General features: G+C 62.4%; 23 protein-coding genes. 9 read left to right on the top strand and 14 right to left on the bottom strand.

Annotated features, from left to right (window positions below; translation table 11 throughout):
• Positions 1-748: 748 nt before the first annotated feature.
• On the top strand, positions 749-1,168 hold the full coding sequence (locus tag IE093_RS10065) for a DUF1499 domain-containing protein (protein ID WP_189468726.1): 420 nt from the start codon (positions 749-751) through the stop codon (positions 1,166-1,168).
• The gene (gene nfi / locus IE093_RS10060; RefSeq protein WP_189468724.1) at positions 1,165-1,827 is read left to right on the top strand and encodes a deoxyribonuclease V; all 663 of its coding nucleotides are present in this window, start codon (positions 1,165-1,167) and stop codon (positions 1,825-1,827) included. The genes IE093_RS10065 and nfi overlap by 4 nt, the downstream gene beginning before the upstream one ends.
• A gap of 3 nt (positions 1,828-1,830) precedes the next feature.
• Here the strand turns inward: nfi and IE093_RS10055 are convergent, their stop codons facing one another.
• On the bottom strand, positions 1,831-2,721 hold the full coding sequence (locus tag IE093_RS10055) for an aldo/keto reductase (protein WP_189468722.1): 891 nt from the start codon (positions 2,719-2,721) through the stop codon (positions 1,831-1,833).
• Between the two features lie 131 nt (positions 2,722-2,852).
• On the opposite strand from IE093_RS10055, the gene IE093_RS10050 reads away from it, so the two are divergent.
• From IE093_RS10050 to IE093_RS10040, 3 genes are all read left to right on the top strand, one after another.
• On the top strand, positions 2,853-3,407 hold the full coding sequence (locus IE093_RS10050) for a DUF1415 domain-containing protein (protein ID WP_189468720.1): 555 nt from the start codon (positions 2,853-2,855) through the stop codon (positions 3,405-3,407).
• Between the two features lie 78 nt (positions 3,408-3,485).
• Positions 3,486-3,986, top strand: coding sequence for a thiol peroxidase (gene tpx, locus IE093_RS10045; RefSeq protein ID WP_189468718.1), 501 nt, complete (start codon positions 3,486-3,488; stop codon positions 3,984-3,986).
• A gap of 96 nt (positions 3,987-4,082) precedes the next feature.
• Positions 4,083-4,514: an OsmC family protein gene (locus tag IE093_RS10040; protein WP_189468716.1), complete on the top strand. Its 432-nt coding sequence runs from the start codon at positions 4,083-4,085 to the stop codon at positions 4,512-4,514.
• Between the two features lie 88 nt (positions 4,515-4,602).
• Here IE093_RS10040 and IE093_RS10035 read toward each other — a convergent pair whose 3' ends face one another.
• The 5 genes from IE093_RS10035 to IE093_RS10015 form a co-directional block, all read right to left on the bottom strand.
• Positions 4,603-5,223 carry a glutathione S-transferase family protein gene (locus IE093_RS10035; protein ID WP_229803449.1) on the bottom strand — a complete coding sequence of 207 codons (621 nt, stop codon included), beginning with the start codon at positions 5,221-5,223 and terminating at the stop codon, positions 4,603-4,605.
• 14 nt (positions 5,224-5,237) lie between these two features.
• Positions 5,238-6,920 carry a GMC family oxidoreductase gene (locus IE093_RS10030; RefSeq protein WP_189468714.1) on the bottom strand — a complete coding sequence of 561 codons (1,683 nt, stop codon included), beginning with the start codon at positions 6,918-6,920 and terminating at the stop codon, positions 5,238-5,240.
• 103 nt (positions 6,921-7,023) lie between these two features.
• Entirely contained in the window at positions 7,024-7,722 is a 699-nt protein-coding gene (locus IE093_RS10025) for a gamma-glutamyl-gamma-aminobutyrate hydrolase family protein (RefSeq protein WP_189468712.1), read from the bottom strand.
• Positions 7,719-8,723, bottom strand: a complete 1,005-nt coding sequence (locus IE093_RS10020; protein WP_189468710.1) for an amidoligase family protein — start codon at positions 8,721-8,723, stop codon at positions 7,719-7,721. The genes IE093_RS10025 and IE093_RS10020 overlap by 4 nt, the downstream gene beginning before the upstream one ends.
• Positions 8,724-8,803: 80 nt before the next feature.
• Positions 8,804-9,064, bottom strand: coding sequence for a hypothetical protein (locus IE093_RS10015; RefSeq protein WP_189468708.1), 261 nt, complete (start codon positions 9,062-9,064; stop codon positions 8,804-8,806).
• Here IE093_RS10015 and IE093_RS10010 point away from each other — a divergent pair.
• The 4 genes from IE093_RS10010 to IE093_RS09995 all read left to right on the top strand — a co-directional run bounded on the left by IE093_RS10010 (position 9,063) and on the right by IE093_RS09995 (position 14,547).
• A complete protein-coding gene (locus IE093_RS10010) occupies positions 9,063-11,396 on the top strand; it encodes a mechanosensitive ion channel family protein (protein WP_189468706.1) in 2,334 nt (777 codons plus the stop codon). The two genes, IE093_RS10015 and IE093_RS10010, sit on opposite strands and share 2 nt — an antisense overlap.
• A gap of 102 nt (positions 11,397-11,498) precedes the next feature.
• On the top strand, positions 11,499-12,479 hold the full coding sequence (locus IE093_RS10005; RefSeq protein ID WP_189468704.1) for a LacI family DNA-binding transcriptional regulator: 981 nt from the start codon (positions 11,499-11,501) through the stop codon (positions 12,477-12,479).
• A gap of 215 nt (positions 12,480-12,694) precedes the next feature.
• On the top strand, positions 12,695-13,474 hold the full coding sequence (locus IE093_RS10000) for a ThuA domain-containing protein (protein WP_189468702.1): 780 nt from the start codon (positions 12,695-12,697) through the stop codon (positions 13,472-13,474).
• Positions 13,471-14,547 carry a Gfo/Idh/MocA family protein gene (locus tag IE093_RS09995; RefSeq protein WP_189468700.1) on the top strand — a complete coding sequence of 359 codons (1,077 nt, stop codon included), beginning with the start codon at positions 13,471-13,473 and terminating at the stop codon, positions 14,545-14,547. Before IE093_RS10000 ends, IE093_RS09995 begins: the two co-directional genes overlap by 4 nt.
• Here the strand turns inward: IE093_RS09995 and IE093_RS09990 are convergent.
• The 8 genes from IE093_RS09990 to IE093_RS09955 all read right to left on the bottom strand — a co-directional run bounded on the left by IE093_RS09990 (position 14,510) and on the right by IE093_RS09955 (position 21,812).
• A complete protein-coding gene (locus IE093_RS09990) occupies positions 14,510-14,923 on the bottom strand; it encodes a hypothetical protein (protein WP_189468698.1) in 414 nt (137 codons plus the stop codon). The two genes, IE093_RS09995 and IE093_RS09990, sit on opposite strands and share 38 nt — an antisense overlap.
• Before the next feature lie 5 nt (positions 14,924-14,928).
• Complete coding sequence (locus tag IE093_RS09985) at positions 14,929-15,765, bottom strand: DnaJ domain-containing protein (RefSeq protein WP_189468696.1); 837 nt, start codon at positions 15,763-15,765, stop codon at positions 14,929-14,931.
• A 159-nt stretch (positions 15,766-15,924) separates the two neighbouring features.
• Positions 15,925-16,350: a cytidine deaminase gene (cdd, locus tag IE093_RS09980; protein WP_189468694.1), complete on the bottom strand. Its 426-nt coding sequence runs from the start codon at positions 16,348-16,350 to the stop codon at positions 15,925-15,927.
• A gap of 4 nt (positions 16,351-16,354) precedes the next feature.
• Positions 16,355-17,089, bottom strand: a complete 735-nt coding sequence (gene deoD, locus IE093_RS09975) for a purine-nucleoside phosphorylase (protein ID WP_189468692.1) — start codon at positions 17,087-17,089, stop codon at positions 16,355-16,357.
• 35 nt (positions 17,090-17,124) lie between these two features.
• Entirely contained in the window at positions 17,125-18,342 is a 1,218-nt protein-coding gene (locus IE093_RS09970; protein WP_189468690.1) for a phosphopentomutase, read from the bottom strand.
• Positions 18,339-19,682: a thymidine phosphorylase gene (gene deoA / locus IE093_RS09965; RefSeq protein ID WP_189468688.1), complete on the bottom strand. Its 1,344-nt coding sequence runs from the start codon at positions 19,680-19,682 to the stop codon at positions 18,339-18,341. Before deoA ends, IE093_RS09970 begins: the two co-directional genes overlap by 4 nt.
• Entirely contained in the window at positions 19,682-20,458 is a 777-nt protein-coding gene (gene deoC / locus IE093_RS09960) for a deoxyribose-phosphate aldolase (protein ID WP_189468686.1), read from the bottom strand. Before deoC ends, deoA begins: the two co-directional genes overlap by 1 nt.
• Before the next feature lie 82 nt (positions 20,459-20,540).
• Positions 20,541-21,812 (bottom strand): NupC/NupG family nucleoside CNT transporter, encoded by a 1,272-nt coding sequence (locus IE093_RS09955; protein ID WP_189468684.1) that lies wholly within the window; start codon positions 21,810-21,812, stop codon positions 20,541-20,543.
• Positions 21,813-21,984: the final 172 nt, after the last annotated feature.

Raw genomic sequence — 21,984 nt, 5'->3', positions numbered from 1 at the left:
ATATCCGGCCGCGCAAACGTTTCGACTTCAAGTGCCCCATCGAAATGATGGAAGAGCTGATGGCGAAGTGTCACGAAGGGCCATCATCAATCCAATGACTGTGTTGCACTCAGAACCTGCATCCGCCGTGTTCACATCCAAATTCACCACGTCATTTTCCGAGGAATCACCAAGCTCGCACTTATACAGTCATCGGGTAAGGTACACTTACGCATAATTATCAAAGAACTGTTCTTGAATTTTTCTGAACGGTTTGGCGAGGGAGGAAGCTTTCTGGCATGACTGTAAATAGGTGTGCGCTCGGACAAAACTGTCGCCCAGGAGGTGACGGAAGGGATCGCGAGCGGAGCGAACGACATGATGCCGGTGGGATAGCCGCCTGCCTTCGATGTTGCGGGTTTCGGCGGATCATGGCATCAGCCGCAATGCCGATATCGAAACCTATGCGGCCCGGTGGCTTGACGTCGGCGCTGCGGCGATGGCTGGCTGCCACGCCCGCCTGGTGTTGGTTCGAAAGCGTGAGAGTTGACAACAAATGGCTCGTTTTCGCGCGCCCGTTTACGCAAGCCGCTTGCAGTTCTCGTGGATATGGACTTGACTGACCAACAGTCCAGTGGAAGGACACTGGTAGTGATGGTCGTCCATGCCTTGACATGGACCTTTTTTGTGGAAAATATTTCCAATTGTATGAGAGTGAGTTCTTCGTGACTCGCCGTATCGCACAACAATAGATGAGGGCGCACTCCTTATGATGACCAATCCGCTGACCAGCAAGCGACCCCAGTCGTTGGGCGTTCATCAGGGCCGGTTGTCGAGCTGTCCGACGGCGCATAACAGTGTCTGCAGCCAGTCCGAGGACCCTGAGCACTACACCGAACCCTTCGCTCCGGGGCTGCGCAGCAAGCAGGAGTTGATGCGCCGGCTCAAGAGTGCCTTGGCCGCTTGCGAGGAAGCCGAGATCATCACTGCCACCGACGACTACCTGCATGCGGAATGCCATGCCTCGATGCTGGGGCTCGTCGATGACCTGGAACTGCTGTGGAGCGCAGAGGAAGGTGTGTGCCACGTGCGTAGCGCCTCACGCCTGGGCATTCCCGACTTCGGTCGGAACCGCACCCGCGTAGAAAAGCTGCGCATGCTGCTGGAGGGGTGGGGCTTCTGTGAGTGAGCGTCTCGTTGCATGAGTGGACGTTGAGTCCGGAAGACGCGATCGGATTGCAGACCCGCCTGGCGCCGAGAGTCGAGCGCCAGGACCGCCTTGACACTATCAGCCGCATCGCCGGCGTCGACATCGGGTTCGAGCAGGAAGGAGAGATCACCCGAGCGGCGGTGGTGGTGCTCGAATGGCCGGGGCTTGCGGTGCTCGAGCAGGTCGTGCATCGCGAGCCGACTCGCATGCCCTACATCCCCGGCCTGCTGTCGTTTCGCGAGGTGCCGGCCGCACTCGAGGCGTTCTCCCTTCTTGCCTTGCCTCCCCACCTGGTGATGGTGGACGGGCAGGGCATCGCTCACCCCCGACGACTGGGGGTGGCTTCCCACCTTGGATTATGGCTTGACCTGCCGACTATCGGCGTGGCCAAGTCGCGGCTGTGCGGCTGGCACGGCGAGATACCACCGCAGCGTGGCGACTGGATGCCTTTATGGGATGGTGACGAGATCATCGGCGCCGTGTTGCGCAGTCGCCAGAACGTGAAACCGATCTACGTTTCGCCCGGCCACCGGCTGTGCCTTGAGACAGCGGTGAATTGGGTGGTGCGTTGCCTCGTGCGTACCAAACTGCCCGAACCGACCCGCCTCGCGGATCGGCTCGCCTCCCGACGCGGTTGAAACCTAAACGATATCCAGAGGAACCTGGTGCTCGGGGGCCGGAAAGGCAGCATCGAGCCGGGCGATGGCTTCCTCGCTCAAGTGGATCTGCAGCGCCTTGGCGTTCTGGGCCACGTGCTCGCGTTGTACCGCCTTGGGGATGGCGATCGCGTCGCGTTTGCCCTGATGTTCGCGAATGACCCAGGCCAGCAATAGCTGGGCCGGTGTGATGCCCAGGCCCGAGGCGATTTCCAGCACTTCGGGGTGAGACATCAGCTCGTTACGCAGCCGTCCGCCCTGAGCCAGGGGGCAGTAGGCCATCAGTGGCATGTCGCGGGCACTCATCCAGGGGCGTAGCCGCTGCTCGATGCCACGCGATCCCAAATGGTAGAGCACCTGGTTGGTGGCACAGGCATTACCGCCCGGCAGGGCTTCCAGGGCGGCCATGTCGTTGACGTCGAAATTGGACACGCCGAAGCGGCGGATCTTGCCCTGTTCCTGCAGGCGCAAAAAGGCTTCCAGCGTTTCTTCGAGTGGAATGCTTCCTGGCCAATGCAGCAGATAGAGATCCAGGTAATCAGTCTCGAGGCGCTTCAGGCTGCGTTCGCAAGCGGTGATGGCACTGTCGCGTCCGGCATTCCAGGGATAGACCTTGGATACCAGGAACGCCTGGTCACGGCGACCGGCGAGAGCCTCGCCGACGACTCGTTCGGCGCCGCCGTCGCCGTACATCTCGGCGGTATCGATCAACGTCAGACCGAGTTCCAAGCCTTGCTGCAGAGCGCGTACTTCCGAGCGATGCGGCGCCAGGCCCTCGCCCATGTACCAAGTGCCCTGACCGATGGCGGGCAGTTCGATGGCAGGCTGGTCGGCGGTGGCGGCGAATTGCACCCGGGGCAGAGCAGTAGGGTTCATGATGACCTCTTCATGTCATACATTTTTATGGAAGCCTTTTCTAGCCCATGCTGGCCCAGGGTGTGGGGCGTTGCAATGGTCGGCGACGATATCGGCTATACTGGACATCCTCTCACCACCCGAGTCTTGTCATGAGCCGATCCGACAGTGCGCTTGCCGCGACCCGTAGCTGGGTCGAGGACTTCGTGGTAGCACATGATGTCTGCCCTTTTGCCGGCCGCGAACTGCGTCGCGAAGCGATTCGCTATGTGGGCGTCACCGCCGATGACTGGCCGGCCGCGCTGACGACACTGATCGAGGAGTGCCGGCGTCTGGACGGTGCCCCGGACATCGCCACCACGCTGTTGGTGCTGACCAGTGGGGTGGAAGACTTCGACGACTATCTCGACCTGCTGGCCATCGCCGAGACGCTGCTGGTCGATCAGGGCTATGAGGGCACTTACCAGCTAGCGAGCTTTCACCCCGATTACTGCTTCGCGGATGTCGGGCCCGAGGACCCTGCCAATTTCACCAATCGCTCGCCCTGGCCGATGCTGCACCTGCTGCGTGAAGCCGACATCGAGCAGGCGCTGGAGCACTACCCCGATCCCGAGGCGATCCCCGAACGCAACATTGCGGCGATGCAACGCCTGGGGCGGATGTCGCTGGCCGAGCAATTGGCGGCGTTACGGAAATTCCCGGGATAGGACTTGAATCTGCGCCGAGGACACCGCATAGGCTATGGTGTAGAGATTGCTTCCCTTGTTGTAGACGAAGGAGAAAAGATGAACCAGGTCACTCGAGCGGGTATCCCTATTGAAGTCGCCGGCGATTTCCCGGCGGTCGGCCGTCCGGCACCGGCGCTGTGTCTCACGACTCAGGAAATGCAGGATGTGACCCTGTCCGACTTCGCTGGCAAGCGCAAGGTCCTCAATATCCTGCCCAGCCTCGATACACCCACATGCGCGACCTCGACCCGCAAGTTCAACGAGCTGGCTTCCGCCCTCGACAACACCGTAGTGCTAGTGGTGTCGGCGGACCTGCCGTTTGCTGCCAAGCGCTTCTGCGGAGCCGAGGGGTTGGATAATGTCGTCACCCTGTCGACGTTCCGTCATCCCGAGTTCCATCGCGACTATGGCGTGGCCCTGACCAGCGGGCCGATGGCAGGTCTCACGGCGCGAGCCGTGGTAGTGATCGACGAGCATGATCAGGTCATACACAGCCAATTGGTGCCGGAGATCAAGCAGGAGCCGGATTACGATGCTGCCTTGGCGGCGCTGAAATGACCGCACTCGCTGTCAGCCGTCTACACTGATTCGGGCAAACCTGTGGCGGCGCCGTGAGGGGCCGTCGAAGCAATACAAATCCAGGAGGGAGGTGCTATGAGCATCCAGAAGTCCGGGTCAGCAGAATGGCGGGGCAGTTTGAAGGAAGGCAAGGGGACCGTGTCGACCCAGAGCGGCTCGCTCAAGGACAGCTCTTATGGCTTCAAGCATCGCTTCGAGGGCGAACCGGGGACCAATCCCGAAGAGTTGATCGGCGCCGCCCATGCCGGGTGTTACTCCATGGCATTGTCGATGATCCTGGGCGAAGCTGACCTCGAGGCCGAAAGCATCAAGACCGAAGCCACGGTGACCTTGGAGCAGGATGACAGCGGCTTCAGCATCACCCGGGTGCATCTAGATACCACAGCCCGCATTCCCGGTGCCGATCAGGCGACGTTCGATGATTGTGCCAACAAGGCGAAGGTAGGGTGTCCGGTATCCAAGCTGTTTAAAGCTGAGATCACCCTCGATGCCAAGCTGGAAAGTTGACCACCGAGTATCAAGCCATACATTCATATCGACATGCCGGCCATCCTTCGGGATGGCCGGTGCATTTGTCGGTCCTAATGGGGGCGTGTCAGGTGAAAGCGCTTTCCTTGAAGCTGCGCCTCGACAGGCGGGCATCTTCCCAGGCCGTCAGGGCTGGACAGCGTGACTCCCATTCCAACTCCTGGAAACGTAGCCGTAGATAGTCCAGGGCCACGCCGATGACGATATCGTCCAGGGTGAGATGGACATCGTCGGCGTAACGATGACGAGGCGCGGTTTCGGCCTCCAGGGTTGCCAGACCGCGTTCGATGGACGCCAGCCTGCGACGCCCCAATACGCTGCGGTCGGGGTCATCCAGGTCGGCATAACGGCGGGCTATCGACAACTGGAAGGCGGAATCGATCAACCCCATGCCGAGCCCCACACCATGCATCACTTCGGCTAGATTGTCCGCTGGCAGCAGGGGAGGGCCGGAACCGGTACTGTCCAGATAGTGGGCGATCAGCAAGGTTTCGCTGATGGTGATGCCTTCTGACGTGCGTAGCGTCGGCACCTTGGCGTGGGGGTTGGCCTCGAGCAGTGCCTCATCGTCGGTCCAGGGGTCGACCCAACGCAACTTCAGACGTTCCCCGAAGCCTTTTTCCTTTGCGCAGATACGTGCCACTCGGGCATAGGGAGACGTGGCATTGAGAAACAGTTCCAGGCTCATGGGCACCTCCTGCATCACGAAGCGGCCGTGGTGGCCATGCTCGTTTGCTGCGTTATCCGGTGGCGATTGCGGCGATCCTCGAGCACCATTCGTGCGGCTTTTTCGGCGATCATCAGTGTCGGCGAGCAGGTGTTGCCCGAGGTGATGGTGGGCATGATCGAGGCGTCGACGACACGCAGGCCGTCGATGCCATGCACCCGCAGTCGGGCATCGACCACGGCATCGCCGTCCGGGCCCATTTTGCAGGTGCCCACCGGGTGGAAGATGGTAGTGCCGATATTGCCGGCGGCCTGGGCGAGGTCTTGGTCGCTGTCGAGTTCAGGGCCGGGCTTGACCTCTTCGGGACGATAGCGGGCCAGCGCCTTTGACGCCACGATACGCCGGGTCAGGCGAATGGCATCCACCGCCACACGCCGGTCCTCGTCGGTGCTCAGGTAATTGGGAGCGATCGTCGGTGACACCGAGGGATCGCGTGAGCGGATATCGACCCGGCCACGGCTTTCCGGTCGCAGGTTGCAGACCGAAGCGGTGAAGGCCGGAAAATCGTGCAGCGGTTCGCCGAAGGCCGGCAGCGACAGGGGCTGGACGTGGTATTCCAGGTTGGCACTGGTCTGGCTGGGATCCGAGCGGGCAAAGGCGCCGAGCTGGCTGGGCGCCATCGACAACGGCCCGCTGCGGGATATCAGGTATTCCCAGGCCATACCGACCTTGCCCCACCAGTTAGAGGCGATCTCGTTGAGCGTCTTGACGCCCTGTATCCGGAAGATCATCCGCAATTGCAGGTGGTCCTGAAGGTTACCGCCGACGCCGGGTAGTTCGTGGACCAATGGAATGTCGAGCGAGTCAAGCAGCCGGCGCGGCCCGATTCCCGAGCGCTGCAGGATGGCCGGCGAGCCGATCGAGCCGGCGCACAGGATCACCTCGTCGGCATGCATCGCTTGCCAGGCCCCCTTGAGACGCACCCGCACGCCGTTGGCACGTGGCTGAACGCCACTTCGGGGATTGGCCTCGGCGAACAGCAGGCGGTCGACCTCGGCTTCGGTCACGATGGTGACGTTGGGACGCTTGTCCAGACCGCGCAGGAAGGCTTTGGCGGCGTTCCAGCGCACGCCCTTGCGCTGGTTGACCTGAAAGTAGCTGACACCCTCGTTGTCGCCGCAATTGAAGTCGTCGACCTTGGGGATGCCGCACTCACTGGCGGCATCGCTGAATGCTTCAAGGATTTCCCACTGGAGTCGCTGACGTTCCACCCGCCACTCGCCACCGCTACCGTGGTGCTCGCTGGCGCCGGCGAAGTGGTCCTCGCTGGCCTTGAACAGAGGCTCGACGCTGGCCCAGTCCCAGCCAGGGTTGCCGAGTACCGCCCAGTGGTCATAGTCACGCGCCTGGCCACGCATATAGATCATGCCGTTGATAGACGAACTGCCGCCCAGCACCTTGCCGCGTGGATAGCCGAGACTGCGCCCATTGAGACCGGGATCGGATTCGGTGCGGTAGCACCAGTCGGTGCGCGGGTTGCCGATGCAGTAGAGGTAACCCACCGGTATATGGATCCAGGGGTAGCTATCCTTGCCACCGGCCTCCAGCAGGATCACCCGGTGCGCGGGATCCTCGGAGAGGCGCTTGGCGAGCAGGCATCCGGCGGGGCCGGCGCCGACGATCAGGGTCGTGGTGGTTGCGGGAACGGCTGTGGTCATAGGGGGCGGTCCGCCGTCTTGGTACTGAAGACAGTATTGTCGTGTGGGTCAGCTTAGAGCAAACGTCGATCGGCATGAGAGGCGACCTTGGTCCAAGGCTGGTTCAGACGCTTTCCAAAACGGTTCGGAGCTGGCTTCGGTGACGAATGGCGGCCTTGACCAGGGCGCGAATCAAACGCTGCTGCGGTCGGTTGAAGACCAGCCATTCGGGGTGCCACTGCACACCGATCAAGAAGTCATGCTCGTGGGACTCGATGCCCTGTACCAGACCGTCGCGATCACGAGCGACGATTTCGATCCCTCGTCCGGCTCGTTGCACCGCCTGGTGGTGCAGACTGTTGATGCGACACCAGGTGACCGAGAGGATACGGTGCAATTTGCTGTCGGCGACGATGTCCACGGTCTTGCGCGGCAGCACCGTTCGGCGCCGCTTGAGCCCCTGGTGGGTGGTATAGATATCGCTGTCCAGCGTGCCGCCGAGATGGACGTTGATCAACTGGGCGCCGCGGCAGATCCCGAGTACCGGACAGCCAAGGGGAATGAAGCGTTCGAGCAGTCGCAGCTCCAGGGCGTCGCGCTGGGGATCGACACGCACGTCGAGCTGGACTTCGGCACCGTAGAGATGGGCTTCGATATCGTCACCTCCGCCGATGATCAGACCATCGAGGGATTCAGGCATGGGGCGCGACGGAGACAGGCGCAGGGGGCGGCCGCCATGCCGCCATACCGCCAACCAGTCGAAGAACCAGGCGATCAGGCTCTTGCGGTCCGAGGTGGTGATGCCGATCAAGGGGCGCGTCATTCGTTCATCCACCCGCGCAGCTTGTCCAACCAGCGCGACATGGGAGATTGCGCGTGGTGAGCAAGATATTCGCGGGCCTGGGCATCGAGCCGCTGGGAGTTGGCTGCCAGGCGCTCGACTTCTCGCCAGCGGTTCCACTCGATGGTGACTCCCCATTCGGGTGACGAGAGCTGGGCATTGGGCAGGCGATAATGGAAGGTCGGGCGTGGCTTGACCAGGTCGTCAGCGAACAGTTCGCTGGGGTAGTCTGGGCGCAGGTAGGCGAACAACGGAAAGAGGTCCAGTTCACGATTGCGGGTCGGATTATGTTCGAGATAGTCGGCGATCAACCCGTCCATTCCGGGGTGGTAGCCGGGGTCGAGCACCTTGATGGCATAGGCCTTGGGAAAGGGGTTGGCGTGTGGCAGCACTTCCCGGGTGATATCGATGTCGATCTGATCGCGTAGCCATGCGGCCAGCAGCAGATAGGCGCGCAGGTGGGCCAGGATGCTCTCGGGATCCAGGCTCGGGACCTCGGGGTTCAGGTGCAGGCCGAAGCCATACCACAGGCTATCGTCGGTGCCTTTGGCGCCGTGCTCGCGCAGGGCATCGAACAGGGCATCGAGCTCGCCCAGTTCGTGCCAGGGAATCGGTGGACAGACGACTTCGGTGGGCACCAGGCCGGCCACTACGTCGCCGATCAGTTCCCGGGTCCGGGTGTGAAATTCGATACGCAGTTGATGGCGTTGCTGGTCCCATTCCGCGTCGCTTTTGGGGGGCTTGTCGACCACCTTGGCATCGGGATGGGCATACTTGGCATCGAGTTCGATGACAAATTCACCCCAGCGGGTGTCGGTGACCTTGAGACGATGTGGACTGACCACATGGACATGACCGCCGAACAGTCGGGTAACGAGCGCGGCGGCATCGTGGGGAGGAATGCCGGCGAACTCGATTTCCACACCCACTCGCCGGGTTTCGCCCGACGGGGTGTGCTTGAGCGGGGGTGGTTGTGGTTCCATGGCGACTCCGGAAGCCAATGCGCTCAATGCCTTGCAGTTTATCATCATAGCCTGAGAAAGGTGGAACCCCGCCCGTTTCGTTACTCCAAGGCCCGAAATATCAACTGGACTCCCACGATGGCCATGGCCAGGATCGATGAGGCCCAGGCGCTGGAGACATTGATCTCGCCGAGCCACAGGTAGGGGGCGAGCTTGAGTAGATTGACGCAGGTGAAGGTCACCACGCTGGTGGCGATGAAGGTCGATTTGTCGAGACCGCGTGGGATCAGGTAGATGTACTTTACCCTGTTCAGTGCCCCGTGCAGACTCTTGTCTTCGCGTCGTTCCGGGGGAGACACCATGCTTCAGTCGCTCGCGAGACTCTGTCTGAAAAGTCGCCGAGCTCTTTCGGTGCTGTGTCTATCCTTGGCTCTGGTATTTGCCGCCGGAGTCGAGGCCCAGACGCTGTCGCTACCCGGCCTGAGCGGAAGCGAGGAGCAGCAATCGCAAGCTCAGGATCCCGAGGCATTCCGGCAATCCCTGGATGAGGTGATTACCACCCTGGAGGATGCGGAACGCCGCGGTGCTCTCGTGGAGCGTCTTAAGGAGCTGCGCCAGGCGACGGCGCAAGCCGAAGAGGAGGAGACACCGGTACGCCAAGGGTTGCTTGGCGCCTTGGCGGACACGCTCAGCGATTTTGGAGAACAGGCCGAGGCCGGCCAGTCGCCGCTGGACAACTGGCAGCGTCAGTTCGACCGGGCCTGGGAAGAGGCCGTGGCGATTGCCAGCGATGCTGGCGTCACCGAGCTGATGCGCGTGGCCTTCGAAGCAGTGGTGATACTGGCGATCTGGGCTGGTGTGCTGGCGCTGCTGATCCTGGGCGGTCGCCTGCTGGCCAAACGCCGCGGCTGGCCACTGGAATTGCCTCGCGAACCACGTGCCTGGTTGCTCGTCATCCACTTCCTGCGACACCTCTTGCCCTGGCTGCTGTCTTTTGCGCTGGTGCTGGCCATGGCGCAATTCATAGATTCCGGAGCGGGGCGCAGTCTGGGCTTGGTGGTGGCCTATATCGCCTTCTGCGGTCGCCTGTTGTCAGTGGTTTGTGAGGTCGTCATCTCGGTGTTCACCCGTGGGCACCGTTATGTGGCCGTGGATTACTTGCGTCGCCAGGGGGTACGTCACCTGTTCGTGATCGGCGCGCTGGTGGCACTGGCCGACGCCCTGACTACCGGGCGACTGATCTCTCTGCTGGGCGACAATCTTGCCGGGTTGTCGTCGGTGCTGGCCAATGTGCTGGCCGCTCTGGCCGCTGGGGTTTTCGTGGTGCGCTTCAAACGTCCCATCAAGCACTTGATCTGCAATCGCCCCTATTCGCAACGCAAGCAGGCCAGCACCGCCGATGACGTGATCCGGGTATTGGGTAGGCTGTGGCATGTGCCGGCCCTGCTGTTGGTAGGGGCCTCATTGTTGGCGATTTTCGTTTCAGTAGGCGATGCCGGTGGCGCCTTGACGCGTGCGATCATCTCCGCCGCCTTGCTGGTGGTGACTCTGGTGGTCACTGGCCTGATTCGCCGCCACCGGGACACCATGGCCCGGCGCCGGCGCATGTCCCAGTATCGCAAACGCCTGGAGCGTTTTGGCTATACCCTGGCACACATGCTGTGTTGGGTGGCCTTTGCCGAGTTATCGCTGCAAGTGTGGGGCGGCTCGCTGATCGGCCTGGGACAGCAGAGCGTGGCCAGTGCACAGATCGGACAGGCACTGCTGGCAATCGGTTTCACCGTGCTGTTGGCGTGGCTGGTGTGGATCTTCGCCGACACCGCCATTCATAGGGCACTGATGTCATCGGCGCGGGCACGGGGTGGCCGTGTCAACAGTGCCCGTGTACAGACCATTACCCCGCTGATTCGCAATGTCATCTTCGCCACCATCGTGATCATCGCCGCCATCGTCGGACTGGCCAACTTGGGGGTCAACGTCACACCGCTGTTGGCCGGTGCTGGGGTCATCGGGCTGGCCATCGGCTTCGGAGCCCAGACCCTGGTCCAGGATTTGATCACCGGCATGTTCATCCTGATCGAAGACTCATTGGCCATCGACGATTTCGTCGACCTTGGCGGGCACCTGGGCACCGTCGAGGGTTTGACCCTGCGCACCGTGAGACTGCGCGATATCGATGGCATCGTACATATCATCACCTTCAGCCAGATTACCTCGATCCATAACATGTCCCGCCAATTCGGCATCGCACTGATGCGTATCCGTGTTCCTCACGACATGAAGATCGACGATGCCATCGCCCTGGTGCGCGAGGTCGCCGATGAGCTGCGCCAGGATCCGGTGATGCGTCACCATATCTGGTCACCGCTGGAGATGCAGGGTATCGAGCGCTTCGAGGAAGGTGCGGCGGTGCTGCGCATGCGGATGCGCACCGCGCCGGTGATGCAGTGGGACGTGGCACGGGCCTTCAACCTGCGTCTCAAGCAACGCATGGAAGCTAAGGGGTTGGACATGGCGCTGCCACGCATGAGTATCCAGATGGAGGGCCGAGCCGGCGGTCGCGATTGGGAAGAGGCCGTGGGTGCCGCTTCGCGGAAGCAGGACGCCCAAGGCCGCGAGCTGGGTGAAGTTAGCGTCGCCGGCTCCGGTAGAGGCATCGGTGGTTCGCCGGATCCTGCACCATCCCAGGATTGAAGCCTTGTGTCTCTCCGCGCTGGAAGGATGTCTGCAAGCTGCAACCGAGGGGGATATCGGGCACAATCAATGGACTCTCGTAACGTTGATGGCCGTTCGCCAATGACCAGACACTCAGATACACCGAGCCGGCTGGCGAAAAGTGCCACCATCCATGAAATCGCCAGGGCGGCGGGAGTGTCCATCGCCTCGGTCAGCCGGGCGCTGAACGGCAAGCCGGGAATCAGTGACAAACTGCGCCAGCACATCCTGCAGATCAGCCGTGACATCCATTACCAACCCAGTGCTGCCGCGCGTGCCTTGATCAGCGGCAAGAATGCCGTGGTCGGCATTTCTCTCGGTCGGCAGGATATTGAGCTGCGTCCGTACTACATCCTGCTCTATCAGCACTTGACCCTGGAACTGCATCGTAAGGGCATGGTGCCAATCTTTTTCGCTCATGATCAGACCTCGACGCTACCCGAGCGGGCTGGATCCGCCATCCTGCTGAGCGACTTTTCTGGTGACGAACGCCCGGAGTTTCTCTCCGCGCGGCAAATCCCTTTCGTGCGTATCGGCTTGCCGGGTGAGGGCTTCTCGGTGGCGCCGGACGACCGTCACGGCATCTATCTGGCGACCCGTCATCTGATAGAGAAAGGGCGTAGGAAAATCGCCTATATTGGCGATGAGCTTGCTGGCGATCGCCATCGTCTAGAGGGGTACCAGCAGGCGCTCAAGGAAGCTGAGCTTCTCGAACGCCTCATCAGCGTGCCTTACAACTATGACCCTGCCTTGACCGCTTACCGCTACCTTAGCCGTTTCCTGCAGCAAGAGTTGGCACTCGATGGCCTGGTCTGCGAGAACGACGAACTCGCACGCGGTTGTCTGACGGCACTGTCGGATCAAGCGGTCCGTGTGCCCGAGCAGGTGGCCGTCACCGGTTTCGATGATTTGCCGACTCTGGCTGCCCAGTTGACCACGGTACGTCAGGATATTGGCCAGATCGCCAGTGAAGCGGTGAGTTTGCTTGGCGAGGCCATCGCCGGTGCTTCTCCACGTCATGTCACATTGCCTGTCACGCTGATCCCTCGTCAGACGAGCTGATCTGCCTGCATTCACGGCGGAGTATTACCAAGCGTCTGTTTTTCTCGCCAATGGCCATCGTCGGCATATGGCTTGCTTCCCCATACCTTGGTTGAAATGGCATTAAAAGCCATGAGTAAACGTTTACTCTTGATACGTAAACGTTTACTTTTGGGTAGCGTGCCTTGGCCAAAGTGCACGATATATCCATCAATCACCCGGAAAGGAGAGTCGCGATGACACTCAATGTCACCGTTTGGGGAGAGAACGTGCACGAGCAGACCAACGAGGTGGTCGCACGCATCTACCCCAAAGGCATGCATGCCTGCATCGCCGCGGCCCTGAACGAAGACCCCGAGATCCAGGCAAGTGCGGTGACGCTGCAGGATCCCGAGCACGGCCTCACCGAGGACGTGTTGGAGAGCACCGACGTGCTGCTGTGGTGGGGGCATGCCGCCCACGGCGAGGTACGCGACGAGATCGTCGACCGGGTTCAGGCTCGAGTGCTGCAGGGCATGGGGCTACTGGTGCTGCATTCCGCCCATTACTCGAAGATATTCAAGCGCCTGATGGGCACTACCTGCTCGCTGAAATGGCGCGAGGCCGGCGAGCGGGAACGGCTGTGGGTGGTCAATCCCAGCCATCCCATCGTCCAGGGGCTGGGCGACTATATCGAGTTGCCGCACACCGAGATGTATGGCGAGCCGTTCGCGGTGCCCAATCCTGATGAGGTGATCTTCATCAGCGCCTTCGAGGGCGGCGAGGTGTTCCGTTCCGGTCTGACCTACAAGCGCGGCAACGGCAAGATCTTCTACTTCCGCCCCGGTCACGAGACCTATCCGATCTATTACGACGAACAGGTGCGCCTGGTGCTGAGAAATGCCGTGAAATGGGCGCGTCCCGAGGGGTCGCGGTGGATCGATAGCTGCCCCACCGTGCCGCCGGAGCAGGCGCCGGACCCGGTGAAGGTCAAGGGCGAAGGACTGCACAAGCCGGGTGAGGAGGGGTTCAAATGATTCGACTGGCGATTATCGGGGCCGGCAGCATGGCCGGCGAGCATGCCAAGCATTTCGGGGCGCTCGAGGGCGTCGAGGTGGTGGCGGTATGTGATCTCGACGCCGACAAGGCGCGTGGCTTCGCCGACAGGCACGGCATCGCCGCGGTATATACCGATCTAGAGGCCATGCTGGCGCGCGACGATATCCAGGCCGTGAGCAACGTCACCCCGGACGGCGTGCATAAGGCGATCTCGCTGGCAGCCATCGCCGCCGGCAAGCACATCCTGTGCGAGAAGCCGCTGGCCACCAATGCCGCCGATGCCGAGGAAATGGCGGAGGCGGCGCGTCGGGCTGGGGTGATCAACATGATCAACCTGAGCTACCGCGACGCGCCGGCGATTCAGCATGCCCGCGACCTGATTGCCTCTGGCGCCATCGGCCGGGTGATGCATGTCGATGCCAGCTACCTGCAGAGCTGGTTGGTGAGCCACGCCTGGGGCCGCTGGGATAGCGATAGCCAGTGGCTGTGGCGGCTGTCCGAGGCGCACGGCAGCAAGGGGGTGCTGGGGGATGTCGGGGTGCACATTCTCGATTTCGCCAGCTTCCCGGTGGGCGACATCACGCGGGTCAACTGCCAGCTCAAGTGCTTCGACAAGGCGCCCGGCAATCGCATCGGCGACTACATCCTGGATGCCAACGACAGCGCGCTGATGCGCGTCGAGTTCGCGGGCGGCGCACTCGGTACCATCCAGGCCACGCGTTGGGCCACCGGCCACCTCAACTCGCTGAAGCTGAGCGTGTATGGCGACAAGGGCGCGGTGAGCGTGGTGCTCGACGACGCCAAGGACCGGGTATTGACCTGCTTCGGCGACGACATTCACCCGGCGAACTGGACGTCGGTGGAGTGCTCACAGACGCCGAGCATCTACCAGCGCTTCATCGCCGGCATCGTGAGCGGTCACAATGACCAGCCCGACTTCGCTCGCGGCGCGGCGTTGCAACGCGTGCTGGATGCTTGCTTCCTGGCTGACTCGCAGGATCGCAGTGTGGTGGTTACAACCACCAGTGACAAAGCGCCACTCCCAGCGTGATGCCCAGAGCCAGCAGGCCGACCATCGACCAAGGCCCGCGCCAGCGCTGCCAGCGGTTGTGCAACGTCACGGCGTGGGTCACGCGGCCGATCAATTCGTCGTGCCGCGAGCAGGTATTGTCCGGTGGCAGCGAGAAGTCGTTGGCCACGCTGTCCTGCCAGTAACGGCCATGGGTGAGGCCGAGCCGTGCCCGCAGCAGGCCGATATCGCGCAGCGTGGCGTGCAGGGCATCGTACTCCTCGCGGCGGGATTTGACGCTCAGCACGGTACTGGCATCGGCTTTCAAGGCCGTATGCTCGCAGGCCTCGATGGCCGCGGTGATGTCGCTGTCGGAGGCCTGGGGCGTGATACCCAGGCGCTTGTATAGATCGCGCATGGTACTCAGCTTGCTTCCATCAGGTATTCGTAGGCCTTCTTGATCTTCTGGAATCGCTGCGAGGCGCTGGCCACCATCGCCTCGCCTTCGGCAAAGAAGCGGTCCGGGTGGTGAAGCTGGGCCAGCCGGCGATAGGCTTTGCGGATATCGCTGCGGCTGGCGCCCGGCTCCAGGCCGAGAATGGCTAGCGCGCGCTGGGTGCGGTCACCGGGCGGCGGCTCTTGTGTCGAGTGCTGGCGATGCTGTCGCTGGGAGCCGCCGGCTCCCGAGTGCTGGCGATGCTGCTGGCCGGAAGAGCGTCGCTCATGGGACTGCCGATCGTGGCTCCTCTGGTGTTGGCGTTGGCGGTCCTCCTGCTGCTGGCGGTGGCGTTCCTTGGCCTGCCAGTAGCCGGTACGGCTGGGGTCGTCGGGGTTGGTGAATTCCTTGCCTGCAACCTCAGTGAACAGCATGGCGAACTTGGGGGGTGAAACGCCCAGCAGGTCGGCCAGAAAGCGCAGTATGTGATGATGGGCGCTGGTCAACTTGCCGTCGGCCACCGCCAAGGTGATTGCCTGTCGCAGGAAAGGGTGGGCTTGTTCGCCGCCGCAGTCCTTCTGCATGACTTCGGCAGCCAGTTGAATGGCGCCGAGATCCTGTTGCGCAGCGATCTCTATGACCGGCTCGAGTTCGTGGCCATGTCGGAAATCGCGTGCCAGGTCGGTAAGGCGTTGTCTGTCGGCTTCGGAGAGATGCCCCTTGCTGGCCAGCACCCAAGCCAACAACAACAGACCGGCGGTATCGGCCTGGTTGCGGCTCTTCAGCAGCAGCAGTTCAAAGGGTGAAAAGCGAGCGATGGGCATTCCCTGGCTCCGCGACAGGTATCTCTGTTGTTGTGTCCAGCATCTCGATGCGCTAGCAATGGTCGCCCCGGCGGGGGACGAAGGCAAGTCTCAATAAGTATCGGCGCTCCCGGGCGGGGCTTTAGGTTGAAGGCAGGAAGGTGCCATGTCGCTGTCGATTCAAGGTCGCATCGACGAGGACTGGCCGAGGTTTTCAGGGCCGAAGGAGTCGGGTAGCAGTTCGTCCATGCTGTAGCTCTTGAGCCAGTTGCCTTGGGCGTCGAGTACATGGATGCGTGTCTCCGGCGAGGCGAACTCGCGGATCCGTTGGCGGCAGTCGCCGCATGGCGTGCACAGGCGTTCACCGGGGCCGATCACGTAGAGCGTCGCGATGGCTTTGCGGCCGCTGGACACCATGGCGGAGATGGCCGAGGCCTCGGCGCACAGCCCCTTGTAGTTGGCGATTTCCACATTGCAGCCATAGAACAGCTGGCCGTCGTCGCTCTCCAATGCCGCCCCTACCGGGTGCCGGGAGTAGGGAGCGTAGGCATTGTCACGCACGCTGATCAGCCGCTGACGGAGTTCATGCGGGATCGGATATGTCATGGAATCAGCCCTCGCTGCGGTGGGTGGAATCGTCGCGCAACACCGCTTCCAGCGTCACTTCTATCATCTCGTTGAAGGTAGTCTGTCGTTCATCCGAGCTTAGTGCCTCGCCGCGCAGGATATGGTCGGACACCGTGCAGATGGTCATCGCCCGGGCACCGTATTCCGCCGCCACGCCATACAGGCCAGCCGCTTCCATCTCGATGCCGACGATTCCGTAGCGCTTCATCAGTTCGAAGAGTTCGTGCTGCGGAGAATAGAACAGGTCGGCCGAAAACAGGTTGCCGACCTTGAGCGGGATGTGCTTTTCCCTGGCCACGCTGACAGCATGGCTGACCAGATTGAAGTCGGCGATAGCGGCGAAGTCGTGGTCCATGAAGCGGGTACGGTTGACCTTGGAGTCGGTGCTGGCGCCCAGCCCGATCACCACATCGCGGAGCTTGACGTCGTCGCGTACCGCACCGCAGGAACCGACGCGGATCAATGTCTTGACGTCGTAGTCGGTGATCAGCTCCTTGGCATAGATCGATATCGAGGGGATGCCCATGCCGTGACCCATCACCGAAATCTCGCGTCCCTGGTAGCGGCCGGTGAACCCCAGCATGTTACGAACCCTATTGACTTCCCGGACATCGGTCAGAAAGGTATCGGCGATGAACTGTGCACGTAGTGGATCGCCGGGCAGCAGCACGGTATCGGAGAAATCGCCCTTGTTTGCCTGAATATGGGGAGTGGCCATTGGGGTGACTCCTGTCGATTGAATACGAGGTCGTGTCAGAGAAAACTGCGCCCGTAGGCCATGGGGCTCAGTGCGAAATAGCGGGCCAGCGATTGGCCGATGTCGGCAAAGGTGTCGCGCATGCCCAGCGAACCGGGCCGCAGTCCGCCGCCGACGGCCAGGACCGGGATATGCTCGCGGGTGTGGTCGCTGCCGTGCCAGGTCGGATCGCAGCCATGGTCGGCGGTGATGATCAGCAGATCGCTCGGCGCTAGACGCTCCAGCAGCTCGGGCAGTCGCGCATCGAAGGCTTCCAGCGCCGCGGCGTAGCCGGCGATGTCTCGGCGGTGGCCGTAGACCATGTCGAAGTCGACGAAGTTGGTCATGATCAGGGTATTGTCGCCGGCCTGTTCGCAGGCTTCGAGAGTGGCGTCGAATAGCGCGTCATGGTCGCTGGCCTTGATCTTGCGAGTGATCCCGCAATGCGCGTAGATGTCGGCGATCTTGCCGATCGACACTACCTCGCCGCCTTTCTCGTCGACGAGCTTTTGCAGCACCGTCGGCGAGGGAGGTTCCACCGAATAGTCGCGGCGATTGGCGGTGCGCGTGAAGCTCGAGGCGTCATCACCGGTGAAGGGGCGTGCGATCACCCGCCCGATATTGTAAGGCTCGAGCAGGCGGCGGGCGATCTCGCACAGCCGGTAGAGGCGTTTGAGGCCAAAGGTCTCCTCGTGAGCGGCGATCTGGAATACCGAGTCCGCCGAGGTGTAGACGATCGGTTTGCCGCTACGCACATGCTCCTCGCCGAGGCGTTCGATGATCGTGGTACCTGAGGCGTGGCAGTTGCCCAGCACGCCGGGCAGCTCGTCCTCTCGAACCAGCGCGTCGAGCAACTCGGGCGGGAAGCTCGACTCCTTGTCCTCGAAATAGCCCCATTCGAAGAGCACCGGGACCCCGGCGATCTCCCAATGGCCGGAAGGCGTGTCCTTGCCCGAGGAGAGTTCACGGGCATGGCCATAGGCGCCGTTGACGGTGTTCGGCACCTCCACTCCCACAGCCCAGCCACCGGTGCTTTCATGGTGGGCATGGAACAGCCCCAGGCTGGCCAGGTTGGGCAGCGTGAGCGGGCCGCGCCTGCCAATGCCGGCCTCTCCTCGTGCGCAGGCCTGGGCAATGTGACCCAAGGTGTCGGCACCAGCATCGCCGAAGGTCTCGGCATCCGGCGTGGCGCCTATGCCGAAGGAATCCAGCACCAATACGATGGCTCGTTTCATATGGCCTCCCCGGACTGGGTAGTGGGACGAATCACGTCATGAATCAGGGTAGGGGGCTTGGCCACGGTATCGCTTATCACAAAAGCGTCGTGCGCCTGTTGGACGGCGCGTTCTGCATCGGCTTCGCTGCGCGCATGCACCAGTGCCAGCGGCCGTTCGGCGTCCACCGTTTCGCCGATGGCAGCAACCTGTGCCAGTCCAACGGCATGATCGATGGCGGCCTCGGCCTCGAGGCGGCCGCCGCCGAGTTCGACTACCGTCATGCCCAGGGCCCGGGTATCCATGGACTGGACATGCCCCGACCGCTCGGCATGCACCGCGCGAACCACCGGGGCCTGGGGCAGGTAGTCGTCATACCGAGCCAGGAAGTCCGCGGGACCGCCGAGCCCAGCAACCATGCGTTCGAAACGCTCGGCGGCGGCGCCGGATGCCAGTGCCGAATCGAGCTGCTTAAGTGCGGCGTTATGCGAGTCGGCCAGACCGCCGGCGAGTAGCATCTCCACCGCCAGCGCGCGAGTGACCTCGAGCAGACGCCCGTTGCGGCGTTGCCCGGTCAGTACTTCCACGGCTTCATGCACTTCCAGTGCGTTGCCGGCGCAGCTCGCTAGTACCTGATTCATATCGGTCAGCAATGCTGCCGTCGGCGTGCCGGCACCGCTGGCGACGCTGACGATGGCCTCAGCCAGCTCCCGCGAGGCAGCAGCGGTGGGCATGAAGGCACCACTGCCGACCTTGACGTCCATGACCAGGGCCTCGAGCCCGCAAGCTAGCTTCTTGCCGAGGATCGATGCCACGATCAGGGGGATCGACTCCACCGTGGCGGTCACGTCGCGCACTGCATAAAGACGCTTGTCGGCGGTGGCCAGGCTACCGGTCTGGCCGATGATCGCCACCCCAGCGTCCCTGACCAGCTCGCGGAAGGTGGCGTTGTCCGGCGCGACGTCGTAACCGGGAATCGATTCCAGCTTGTCCAGGGTGCCTCCGGTATGACCCAGGCCGCGCCCGGAAATCATCGGCACGAAGCCGCCGCAGGCGGCGACCCAAGGACCCAGCACCAGCGATACCACATCGCCCACGCCACCGGTCGAGTGCTTGTCGAGCACCGGGCCGGGCAGGTCGAGGTCCGTCCAGTCGAGGACCATCCCGGAATCGCGGATCGCCGTGGTCAAGGCCACGGCCTCGTCGTCGTTCATGCCGTTGAGGAATACTGCCATAGCGAAGGCGCCGATCTGGCCGTCGCCGATGCTGTCGTCGGCGATGCCGGCGATGAATTGACGGATCTGCTCGTCTCTGAGTGCCTGGCCATCTCGCTTACGACGGATGATCTCCTGCGGTAGCATCAGTAGCCTCCCGATGACGGACGTGCCTCCGCTTCGACCCCGAGAGTGGCGAGCAGGTTGCCAAGCAGACCGGAGGCGCCGAAGCGGAAGTGCGCCGGCGTCAGCCAGTCTTCTCCCATCAGCTGGGCGGCAAGGTCGAGATAGGCCTTGGCGTCTGCGGCGGTGCGTACACCACCGGCAGCCTTGAAGCCGACCTCCAGGCCACTGTCACGAATCGCGCTGAGCATGATCTCGGCGGCTTCCAGGGTGGCGTTGACCTCGACCTTGCCGGTGGAGGTCTTGAGGAAGTCGGCGCCGCCGGCGATGGCCAGCTCGCTGGCCTGTCGGATCAAGGCGGGATCCTTCAGTTCACCGGTTTCCAGGATCACCTTGAGCACGCGCTCGCCGCAGGCGGCCTTGCAGGCTTCGACCAGTGCCTGGCCCACGGCCACGTTGCCGGCCATCAACGCGCGGTAGGGGAAGACCACGTCGACCTCATCGGCGCCCAAGGCCACGGCTTCGCGGGTCTGGCGGACAGCTTGGTCGACATCGTCGCCGCCATGAGGAAAGTTGGTGACGGTAGCGATCTTGACGGTGCCGTCGAGACCCAGCGACTCGAGTTCGTGGCGGGTCGTGGCGATGAATCGTGGATAGATGCAGATTGCGGCGGGAGAGCCCGCCGGCGTTTTTGCCTGGCGGCACAGTGCAGTGATGCGCTCGTCGTTGTCGTCATCGTTGAGGCTGGTCAGATCCATCAGCGCCAAGGCCTGGCGCGCGGTGCTCTGCAAATCGGTCATGGTATTACCACTGTTGGGCGAATTGGCGTGATAGAGCGACTCGGAGTACCGGCCGCTCCTTGTCGTGATCGTGAGTGAAGTGTCAGCCCGCGGCGGCCAAGGCAATGAAGAAGCCGGCGATCGTCGCCGACATCAGATTGGACAGTGTCCCGGCCAGCACGGCCTTAATGCCGTAACGCGCGATGTCCTGTCGGCGGCTGGGGGCAATGCTGCCGAGGCCACCCAGCAGGATGGCGATGGACGACAGGTTGGCGAAACCGCACAGCGCGAAGGATAGTACCGCCACCGTATGCGGGGTCATTGCCTGACCGGTTGCCGCCACCACCTGGTCGCCATCGACATAGGGGGCCAGGTTGATATAGGCCACTAACTCGTTGACTACCAGCTTCTGGCCGATGAAGGAGCCGGCCAGTGTCGCTTCTTCCCAAGGAACGCCGAGCAGGAAGGCCAACGGGGCGAACAGCCAGCCGAGCAGCAGCTCGAGGCTCAACTCGTCCATGCCGAACCAGCCACCGACGCCGCCCAGGATGCCGTTGATCAAGGCGATCAGGCCAATGAAGGCCAACAGCATGGCGCCCACGTTGGCCGCCAGCCTGAGACCCGACGAGGCACCGGCCGCTGCGGCATCGATCACGTTGGTGGGGTGATCCTCTTCTTCGATGCGTTCCCTGGCATGGGCAACATCGTCATCGGGGGTATCGGTCTCGGGCATGATCAACTTGGCGAACAGCAGGCCCCCGGGAGCGGCCATGAAGGAGGCGGCGACCAGATACTCCATGGGAATGCCGAGCGCCGCGTAGCCGGCCAACACCGAGCCGGCCACCGAGGCAAGGCCGCCGCACATCACCGCGAACAGTTGCGACGGGGTCATGCGTGCGATGAAGGGGCGTACCACCAGGGGGGCCTCGGTCTGGCCGACGAAGATATTGGCGGTTGCCGACAGCGACTCGGTGCGCGAGGTGCCTAGTGCTTTTTGCAGCGCACCGCCCAGCAGGCGAATGATCCACTGCATGATGCCCAGGTAGTAGAGCACGGCGATAAGCGACGAAAAGAAGATGATCACCGGCAGTACATTGATGGCGAACACGAATCCTATCTGTTCATTACTGACCAGCCCACCGAACAGGAAGCCGATACCGTCGTTGGCGTAGGCCACCACTTGGCTGACGCCGTCGGAAATGGTCTTGAGCACCACCTGGCCGAAGGGCACGTAGAGCACTAAGGCACCGATGCTGGCCTGGATGGCGAAGGCGCCGGCCACGGTGCGAAGACGGATGGCGCGGCGATTGTAGGAAAAGATGATGGCGATGAGGATCAATGTCGCCATCCCTACCAGGCTCATGATGATGGTCATGGGGTACCTCGTGGGTTGTCGTTGTTGGCCCGGCTCGCCTCGGGCGCTCGTTGCTCATGGAGTGAAAAATATAACATCAAGTGTTATTTTTCTAACATTTTGTGGCGCGGCTACGACGATTCGATGCTTCCCATCTTCCGTGTTGCCTATGACAGGGCTGGATATTGCCCGG

Origin of the sequence: Litchfieldella qijiaojingensis, from assembly GCF_014651875.1 — a bacterium.
GTDB lineage: Bacteria > Pseudomonadota > Gammaproteobacteria > Pseudomonadales > Halomonadaceae > Litchfieldella > Litchfieldella qijiaojingensis.
This window is presented reverse-complemented; position numbering and strand designations above follow the sequence as displayed.

Coding starts and splice junctions, on each gene's coding strand:
- IE093_RS10065 (WP_189468726.1), top strand. CDS start 749: ATGATGACCAATCCGCTGACCAGCAAGCGACCCCAGTCGTTGGGCGTT.
- IE093_RS10055 (WP_189468722.1), bottom strand. CDS start 2,721: ATGAACCCTACTGCTCTGCCCCGGGTGCAATTCGCCGCCACCGCCGAC.
- IE093_RS10050 (WP_189468720.1), top strand. CDS start 2,853: ATGAGCCGATCCGACAGTGCGCTTGCCGCGACCCGTAGCTGGGTCGAG.
- tpx (WP_189468718.1), top strand. CDS start 3,486: ATGAACCAGGTCACTCGAGCGGGTATCCCTATTGAAGTCGCCGGCGAT.
- IE093_RS10040 (WP_189468716.1), top strand. CDS start 4,083: ATGAGCATCCAGAAGTCCGGGTCAGCAGAATGGCGGGGCAGTTTGAAG.
- IE093_RS10035 (WP_229803449.1), bottom strand. CDS start 5,223: ATGAGCCTGGAACTGTTTCTCAATGCCACGTCTCCCTATGCCCGAGTG.
- IE093_RS10030 (WP_189468714.1), bottom strand. CDS start 6,920: ATGACCACAGCCGTTCCCGCAACCACCACGACCCTGATCGTCGGCGCC.
- IE093_RS10025 (WP_189468712.1), bottom strand. CDS start 7,722: ATGACGCGCCCCTTGATCGGCATCACCACCTCGGACCGCAAGAGCCTG.
- IE093_RS10020 (WP_189468710.1), bottom strand. CDS start 8,723: ATGGAACCACAACCACCCCCGCTCAAGCACACCCCGTCGGGCGAAACC.
- IE093_RS10010 (WP_189468706.1), top strand. CDS start 9,063: ATGCTTCAGTCGCTCGCGAGACTCTGTCTGAAAAGTCGCCGAGCTCTT.
- IE093_RS10015 (WP_189468708.1), bottom strand. CDS start 9,064: ATGGTGTCTCCCCCGGAACGACGCGAAGACAAGAGTCTGCACGGGGCA.
- IE093_RS10005 (WP_189468704.1), top strand. CDS start 11,499: ATGACCAGACACTCAGATACACCGAGCCGGCTGGCGAAAAGTGCCACC.
- IE093_RS10000 (WP_189468702.1), top strand. CDS start 12,695: ATGACACTCAATGTCACCGTTTGGGGAGAGAACGTGCACGAGCAGACC.
- IE093_RS09995 (WP_189468700.1), top strand. CDS start 13,471: ATGATTCGACTGGCGATTATCGGGGCCGGCAGCATGGCCGGCGAGCAT.
- IE093_RS09990 (WP_189468698.1), bottom strand. CDS start 14,923: ATGCGCGATCTATACAAGCGCCTGGGTATCACGCCCCAGGCCTCCGAC.
- IE093_RS09985 (WP_189468696.1), bottom strand. CDS start 15,765: ATGCCCATCGCTCGCTTTTCACCCTTTGAACTGCTGCTGCTGAAGAGC.
- cdd (WP_189468694.1), bottom strand. CDS start 16,350: ATGACATATCCGATCCCGCATGAACTCCGTCAGCGGCTGATCAGCGTG.
- deoD (WP_189468692.1), bottom strand. CDS start 17,089: ATGGCCACTCCCCATATTCAGGCAAACAAGGGCGATTTCTCCGATACC.
- IE093_RS09970 (WP_189468690.1), bottom strand. CDS start 18,342: ATGAAACGAGCCATCGTATTGGTGCTGGATTCCTTCGGCATAGGCGCC.
- deoA (WP_189468688.1), bottom strand. CDS start 19,682: ATGCTACCGCAGGAGATCATCCGTCGTAAGCGAGATGGCCAGGCACTC.
- deoC (WP_189468686.1), bottom strand. CDS start 20,458: ATGACCGATTTGCAGAGCACCGCGCGCCAGGCCTTGGCGCTGATGGAT.
- IE093_RS09955 (WP_189468684.1), bottom strand. CDS start 21,812: ATGACCATCATCATGAGCCTGGTAGGGATGGCGACATTGATCCTCATC.